Origin of the sequence: Paenibacillus sp. OT2-17 (assembly GCF_009827695.1) — a bacterium.
Classification (GTDB): Bacteria; Bacillota; Bacilli; order Paenibacillales; family Paenibacillaceae; genus Paenibacillus; species Paenibacillus polymyxa_B.
This window is the reverse complement of record NZ_WUDQ01000205.1, coordinates 1-5,991: the sequence shown is the minus strand read 5'-3', so window position 1 is coordinate 5,991 and position 5,991 is coordinate 1. Positions and strand designations below refer to the sequence as shown.

Annotated in this window: 7 protein-coding genes; 2 read left to right on the top strand and 5 right to left on the bottom strand. The window is 43.1% G+C overall.

What is annotated here, in order from left to right; genetic code table 11:
* Window positions 1-948 (top strand): ABC transporter permease (locus tag GRP75_RS17395; protein WP_160789911.1); only part of this gene is annotated, 948 nt, incomplete at its 5' end.
* Window positions 949-1,070: 122 nt separating this feature from the next.
* On the opposite strand, the gene GRP75_RS17390 is transcribed toward GRP75_RS17395, so the two are convergent.
* Window positions 1,071-1,631 (bottom strand): NAD(P)H oxidoreductase, encoded by a 561-nt coding sequence (locus tag GRP75_RS17390; RefSeq protein ID WP_160789910.1) that lies wholly within the window; start codon window positions 1,629-1,631, stop codon window positions 1,071-1,073.
* A 161-nt stretch (window positions 1,632-1,792) separates the two neighbouring features.
* On the opposite strand from GRP75_RS17390, the gene GRP75_RS17385 reads away from it, so the two are divergent.
* The gene (locus GRP75_RS17385) at window positions 1,793-2,188 is read left to right on the top strand and encodes a winged helix-turn-helix transcriptional regulator (RefSeq protein ID WP_025721442.1); all 396 of its coding nucleotides are present in this window, start codon (window positions 1,793-1,795) and stop codon (window positions 2,186-2,188) included.
* A 41-nt stretch (window positions 2,189-2,229) separates the two neighbouring features.
* Here the strand turns inward: GRP75_RS17385 and arsC are convergent, their stop codons facing one another.
* The 4 genes from arsC to GRP75_RS17365 all read right to left on the bottom strand — a co-directional run.
* Entirely contained in the window at window positions 2,230-2,649 is a 420-nt protein-coding gene (arsC, locus tag GRP75_RS17380) for an arsenate reductase (thioredoxin) (protein WP_160789912.1), read from the bottom strand.
* 25 nt (window positions 2,650-2,674) lie between these two features.
* On the bottom strand, window positions 2,675-3,964 hold the full coding sequence (locus GRP75_RS17375) for an arsenic transporter (protein ID WP_160789909.1): 1,290 nt from the start codon (window positions 3,962-3,964) through the stop codon (window positions 2,675-2,677).
* Between the two features lie 87 nt (window positions 3,965-4,051).
* A complete protein-coding gene (locus tag GRP75_RS17370) occupies window positions 4,052-4,402 on the bottom strand; it encodes an ArsR/SmtB family transcription factor (RefSeq protein WP_160789908.1) in 351 nt (116 codons plus the stop codon).
* 81 nt (window positions 4,403-4,483) lie between these two features.
* The coding region (locus tag GRP75_RS17365; protein WP_160789907.1) for an alkaline phosphatase family protein at window positions 4,484-5,991 on the bottom strand (1,508 nt) is incomplete at its 5' end.

Below are 5,991 nucleotides of genomic sequence, written 5' to 3'. Positions count from 1 at the left end.
GATAATCACAATCGTTCCCTTTCCAGCCGCGTGGGTCTCATTCTCGATAATACCAATGTTCAATCTATTACTTCGATTCGTACAGCTATGCAGGAAATTAGCGTTTCCGAGAATATGGAACTGTCTGTTCCAGCTATGTTGAAAACCGGGATGAACGCAGAACAGGCCCAAGGGGCCCTCAATGGTATCGCCTTGGAAGTGCGTTCCCTGTTTAATCCAACGAATGACTATCAGAATACGACGATACTTGCATTCACTTGTATGTTCTCTTTTATGATACTCAATATAAATAGCTTACCTCTGGTCGCTAGACTCCGGGTTTCCAAAAGGCTGGCTGCTGAGCTGCAAAATCCGTTCAACATACTACTGCGTATGCTTCCTTATACGCTGTTTTCGACGGCTGGCTTAATCTTCTCTCTCGGGATGCTTAAAGTGTTTGGAGGAGGCCGTTTCGAGGCCAATCCAATTCTCTTTATAATTCCGGTTGTCCTGTATGTATTCGGTACCGTTTGTATCAATGTCCTGGTTGCATGGGGCGCTGCACATCCAGGAATAGCCATCGGCAGAATGGTGATGATACTCATGCCTGCTTTTGTTTTATCAGGGGCTGTTCTTTCCAGATCACTGTTTCCACCTTTAGCGATTCAAATCGGTGATTTCTTCCCCTTTGTATGGATGTACAAATTCCTTCGTACCATGGGTCTGCGTGGTGCACCTTTGCAAGAGATGCTTCCCGAACTCGGTTCTCTGTTACTATATGTGGGTGTACTCTCCATGCTGGTTATCGCCAGAGCACTGTGGGAAAAACAAAAGCTGGGCAAGCAAACTGCTGGCAATGCTTCTGAAAAGGGATCACCACATCCTGTTGTTCCAGCAAGCTCAACTGGCGGCGGGTTATCTATGCAAGGGGCACCATCCGCACCTATGCATGAGCCTATAAAAGGATAGAGTCTCGTCTATAAAATAAAAAAGGGTTAAGTGCCGTCTAACGAGCCTTAACCCTTTTTCAATAATCAGGATTTTGCGAAATCCTCAATAATATTAAATTCTCATTGTTATCAGAATAGAATTCACTTATATGCCAGACCTAATTGATAAGCGTGCTCCAGTAATCCTTCAATGTATTCTTTCGATTCGGACAAAGTATCATAGAAGAACTCCACCTTGGACTCTCTTACTCTTGCGTAACCAGCAATGGCTTTATTCAAATAATTAGTAACCAAATCGTGATATTCATACTTGATCAGATGTTCTTTCGTCCCTCCCGCCAAGCACATCCACAGAACCTGCTTTGTCGTGAACTCCTGAAGTAAACCTATGTTCCACACTTTATCCAGGTATCCTTTTAGCATGGACGGGACACTATACCACCATAATGGAAACACAAAGACTAGAGCATCCGCAGCCACTATTCTATCCATCTCTTTCCGTGTTTCAGGAGCATATTGTTTATGGGGCGTATTCCAATCCAGCTCATCTGCAGCGCTGTACACCGGATTGTATCCATCCCGATCCAAGTCCAAAATATCTACCTCGTGCTTATTCTCTTTCAATCCCTCTACAAAACGATTCATGACCGCAAGAGTAAGTGAATCTTCTCTAGGATGCGTGACGACCAATAGAACTTTCATGTATCCGTAACCTTCTTTCTCCTCATAATTGTTGAACCCTGTCTACAGATGCTATTATGGATGTTATACATTAAAGTGTGAAGTACGCACTTCAATGTACTGTAGGTACTTTAAGGTTCCTTAGTGCCTTTTGTACTACAGGTCGGAGAGGGGGAAAGTCTATGGAAGACAAAGCCAAAACCTATATGCTCGGGATCGATGCAACTTTGGAGGTCATCAGTGGAAAGTGGAAAGGCATTATCCTACATCATTTAACCAGCGGCAGAAAACGTACATACGAACTTCGTCAACTCATTCCGAAAATCACCCAAAAAGTGCTCACCCAACAGCTTAGAGAGCTTGAAAAGGATGGAATCATCCACCGCATCATTTATAACCAAGTTCCCCCCAAAGTGGAATATGAGCTTAGTGAATATGGATGGGATTTTAAAGATCTGCTTGATCGTTTTTGCTTATGGGGAGAAGATCATTTGGATAGGATCTATGGAGATAAAACAAAGGTACTGGAAGAGTATTCTGTGAAGGAAAAAAACGCCAAACAAGCACCACCTCTTTAAGGAGGCGTGCTTGTTTGAAATACTATAGCTGTGCACCTTGTTTATTCACCAGTCTCCGCAAATTTCCGAATACGAGCCCCAACTTCATCCCGTACACGCTGGAATACGCTCCATTTCTCTTCTTCTGTTCCTTGTGCTTTAGCCGGATCATCAAACCCCCAATGTTCACGACGAACGTGCGGAGGTGTGATAGGACATTTATCAGCAGCATCTCCGCACAAGGTCACAACGAAATCCGCGCTGTTCAGCAAAGCAGGATCTATAATATCTGAAGTTTGACCGGAGATATCGATCCCTATTTCATTCATCGCTTGCACCGCTTTAGGGTTAAGGCCGTGTGCTTCAATGCCCGCACTGTATACATTCCAACGGTCTCCCAAGTATTTTTTGGCCCAGCCTTCTGCCATTTGACTGCGACAAGAATTACCAGTGCACAAAAAGTAAATTTTCTTCTTTTCCATCATTACCGTCTCCTTCAATGTTCAATTATGAAATGATTAACCACAGATATAAGCCCAGTAGGGTCATAAAAAGTGTAGGAATAGTTAAGATGATACCCGTTTTAAAATAAGTCCCCCAAGAAATTTTCACGTTTTTCGAACGAAGCACATGCAGCCACAATAATGTGGCTAACGAACCGATTGGGGTTATCTTCGGCCCGAGATCCGACCCAATGACGTTAGCATAAATCAGTGCCTCTTTGACCATACCTGTTGTATGGGTGGCATCTATAGCAAGCGCATTAATCATGACTGTAGGCATGTTATTCATGACCGACGAGATAATCGCCGCAATAAAACCCATGCCCATGGTGGCCACAAACATACCTTGATTGGCAACCGCTTGAATCACATGGGCCAGCAGATCCATCAAACCGGCATTACGTAGACCATACACCACAACATACATTCCGATGGAGAAAAATACGATAGCCCATGGAGCGCCCTTAATGATTTCTTTCATCGGCACTGCAGGGCTTCTACGCGCCATCAATAAGGAAAAGATAGCAATAATACCGGCCACCACCGAAACGGGAATATTAAAAAATTCGCATGCAAAGTAGCCAACGAACAAAACCGCGAGAACGATCCAGGACATACGGAACATCTTTGGATCTTTAATCGCTTCCGCAGGCCTGATTAATTGTGTCGCATCAAACGTTTTAGGAATCCTTTTACGAAAAAAGAGATACAGTACTCCTATACTGGCTGCTAAAGAAAATAAATTAGGTATAATCATGCGACTCGCATATTCCATAAAGGTGATCCCAAAGAAATCGGCTGACACAATATTAACCAAGTTGCTGACCACAAGCGGAAGCGACGTCGTGTCTGAAATAAAACCGCTCGCTATGATAAAAGGAAACACCATTTTCTCATCCAATTTAAGTGCCCGAACCATCGCCAGTACAATCGGTGTCAGTATTAAGGCGGCACCGTCATTCGCAAAAAAAGCAGCAACAACGGCGCCAAGAATGGTCACATAAACAAACATCCGGGTTCCGCTTCCTTGCGCAGCTCGTGCCATGTGAAGCGCCGCCCATTCGAAGAAGCCTATTTTATCAAGCACCAACGAAATCAGAATAATGGCTACAAAAGCCAGTGTCGCATTCCAGACAATATGAGTAACTTCCCAAACATCATGCAAATCGACGACACCCACCAGCAAGGCGAGTATGGCACCGCCGCAGGCAGACCATCCGATGGACAAATTTTTAGGCTGCCAGATCACCAACACTAAAGTGGCTAAAAATATAATGCATGCCAACAAAATCAATGTTTTAAACCCCCATTACATTACCTTATAAACATATACTTATATTAAAAACACCGTTTATCCCCAAGGATATAAACGGAGTAGCCTTTAGGATGAACAAGCTGAGGAATCCGGTCCACAAGATGCGATCGGCTCCTCTTTATTCAGCCCTTTTAAAATCTGCTTAGAGTCTGGCATACTCTCAAGAACAGCTTGAATATGCGGCTTATCGTCTACATTTAAGGAATAGTATACCCACTGACTTCGTCGTTCTTCTTTTACAATCCCTTGCGACTTTAATTTTCTCAAATGTTGGCTAATTGCTGGCTGCGACATATCAAAGATATCTACAAATTCGCAAACACACCATTCTCTTTCTCTTAGCAGGGAAAGCATGGCCAAGCGGTTTTTATCTCCCAGTAGCTTTAAATGATCGGCTACATAACCAAGTTGCTCCAAAGTGTGACCCCCTTCCGGTTATATAACTACATGCTTATATGCTAATGGAGTTCAATCTTAATATCAAGAACCGAATAATACTTATTCGTTTACCAATTGCAGAATCCAGTCTTTTATATCCACAATTCGCAGTGTTTTGGGGCGTGTATTCGTTTCGGAAATAATTAATGGGACAAGGGAATCCTTTTCGTGCAGCGATCCATGAGCACCTCCACCGATGTGGGTGGGAGAACTTTCACCGACGAGTTCATATCCGGGTTGGACCGTGACGACAACATATCTTCCTTCATGTGAATTCATTGCCCCGTGTAACCTCGCCAAAACGTCTGGATATTTTCCATATTTGATCCGGTTGTTGTTTATCGTAATATCCACTAGATTTGTTTGACCCGATAATGTCCATGATTGTCCATATTCATCGGTCAATTTCCCACCGGGACGATAAGAAAACAGGCCACCATTTTTCCCCTTTGTAACATGAATATGGTTTGTACCATCTTTCATAGCGATAATGTCGAGCTTGTTCTCCTTTTGTAAAGACTTCACCACATCGGATAGCTCTACGTTATCGTTTATTGCATAGATATAGGCCATCCGTTCATTAGCGGCAATCACGATTTGGTCATCGTTTCTTACTGGTTGATTTAATTTTGCAATCCGGTAATGATTCAAAAGCGACTTTAAATCAACCGTTGCTACCTGTCGATCATTATAAATAGCGCTTTGCGCACTGTCACCCATGACAATCCATGTCGCATTGTTTACAGCCTGTTCCCACGAACCATATGCATTCAACACAGTTTGCAGTGCTTGATCCGCTTTTTCGATTCCCTCCAGTTGAGTCGGGCCCTTTCTATGCGCCAAATTATCATTCTCTGGAAAGTATGTGATGGTTACGTCTGGAAGTTTCTTCTGGCTTATTAGAAAAGCGGTATCTTTTGCGGAAAATTCGTCGTTCATCCCAAATTTTTTCCACAAAGGAGTATTCCAGCTATTTTTCGGATTCAATTGTGCCAAAGCTGCATAAGATAACCATTTAGGCCCTGTTACTATCATTTTTTCTGGCACCCTGCTGCTATTCGCTATGAAGTCAGGCACTTTTAAGGCATGTTTCGTTTTCCCTCTGAAGACAATAGCATTGATGGACGCGGATTCTTTTCCTTTGTCAGCCAATTCCTCATGTATGGTTTTCGTTTTTTTATTCAAATGAACTTGGTTTAATTGGTAAATTGCGTCTAAGAATACTTGCAGTTGGTCTATCTTCAAGGCTTCTTTGGCACCATTGCCGTAGAGAATCATGCGTTTCTTTTGGTCGCTGTACCAAACGAGTCCGGGCACATGATGTTGGTCGGCATACGTTCCCGTTAATAATGTACTGTCGATTGTCACAGACATCGTGGGAAATGAACTCACTACTTGCGGGAAATATTGCCCTTGATGAAGGAGATATTGCATCGCGGGTGCACGGCCTTCTTGAATCGCATCTTGCAAAGGCTTATCCATTAATGAATCAATCAAGATCACAATGACAGGTTTTTTGCCCATTTGATTTACTATGATAGGTGACTTCACACTTTGTTGTTTTAGCT

Coding starts and splice junctions, on each gene's coding strand:
- GRP75_RS17390 (WP_160789910.1), bottom strand. CDS start 1,631: ATGAAAGTTCTATTGGTCGTCACGCATCCTAGAGAAGATTCACTTACT.
- GRP75_RS17385 (WP_025721442.1), top strand. CDS start 1,793: ATGGAAGACAAAGCCAAAACCTATATGCTCGGGATCGATGCAACTTTG.
- arsC (WP_160789912.1), bottom strand. CDS start 2,649: ATGGAAAAGAAGAAAATTTACTTTTTGTGCACTGGTAATTCTTGTCGC.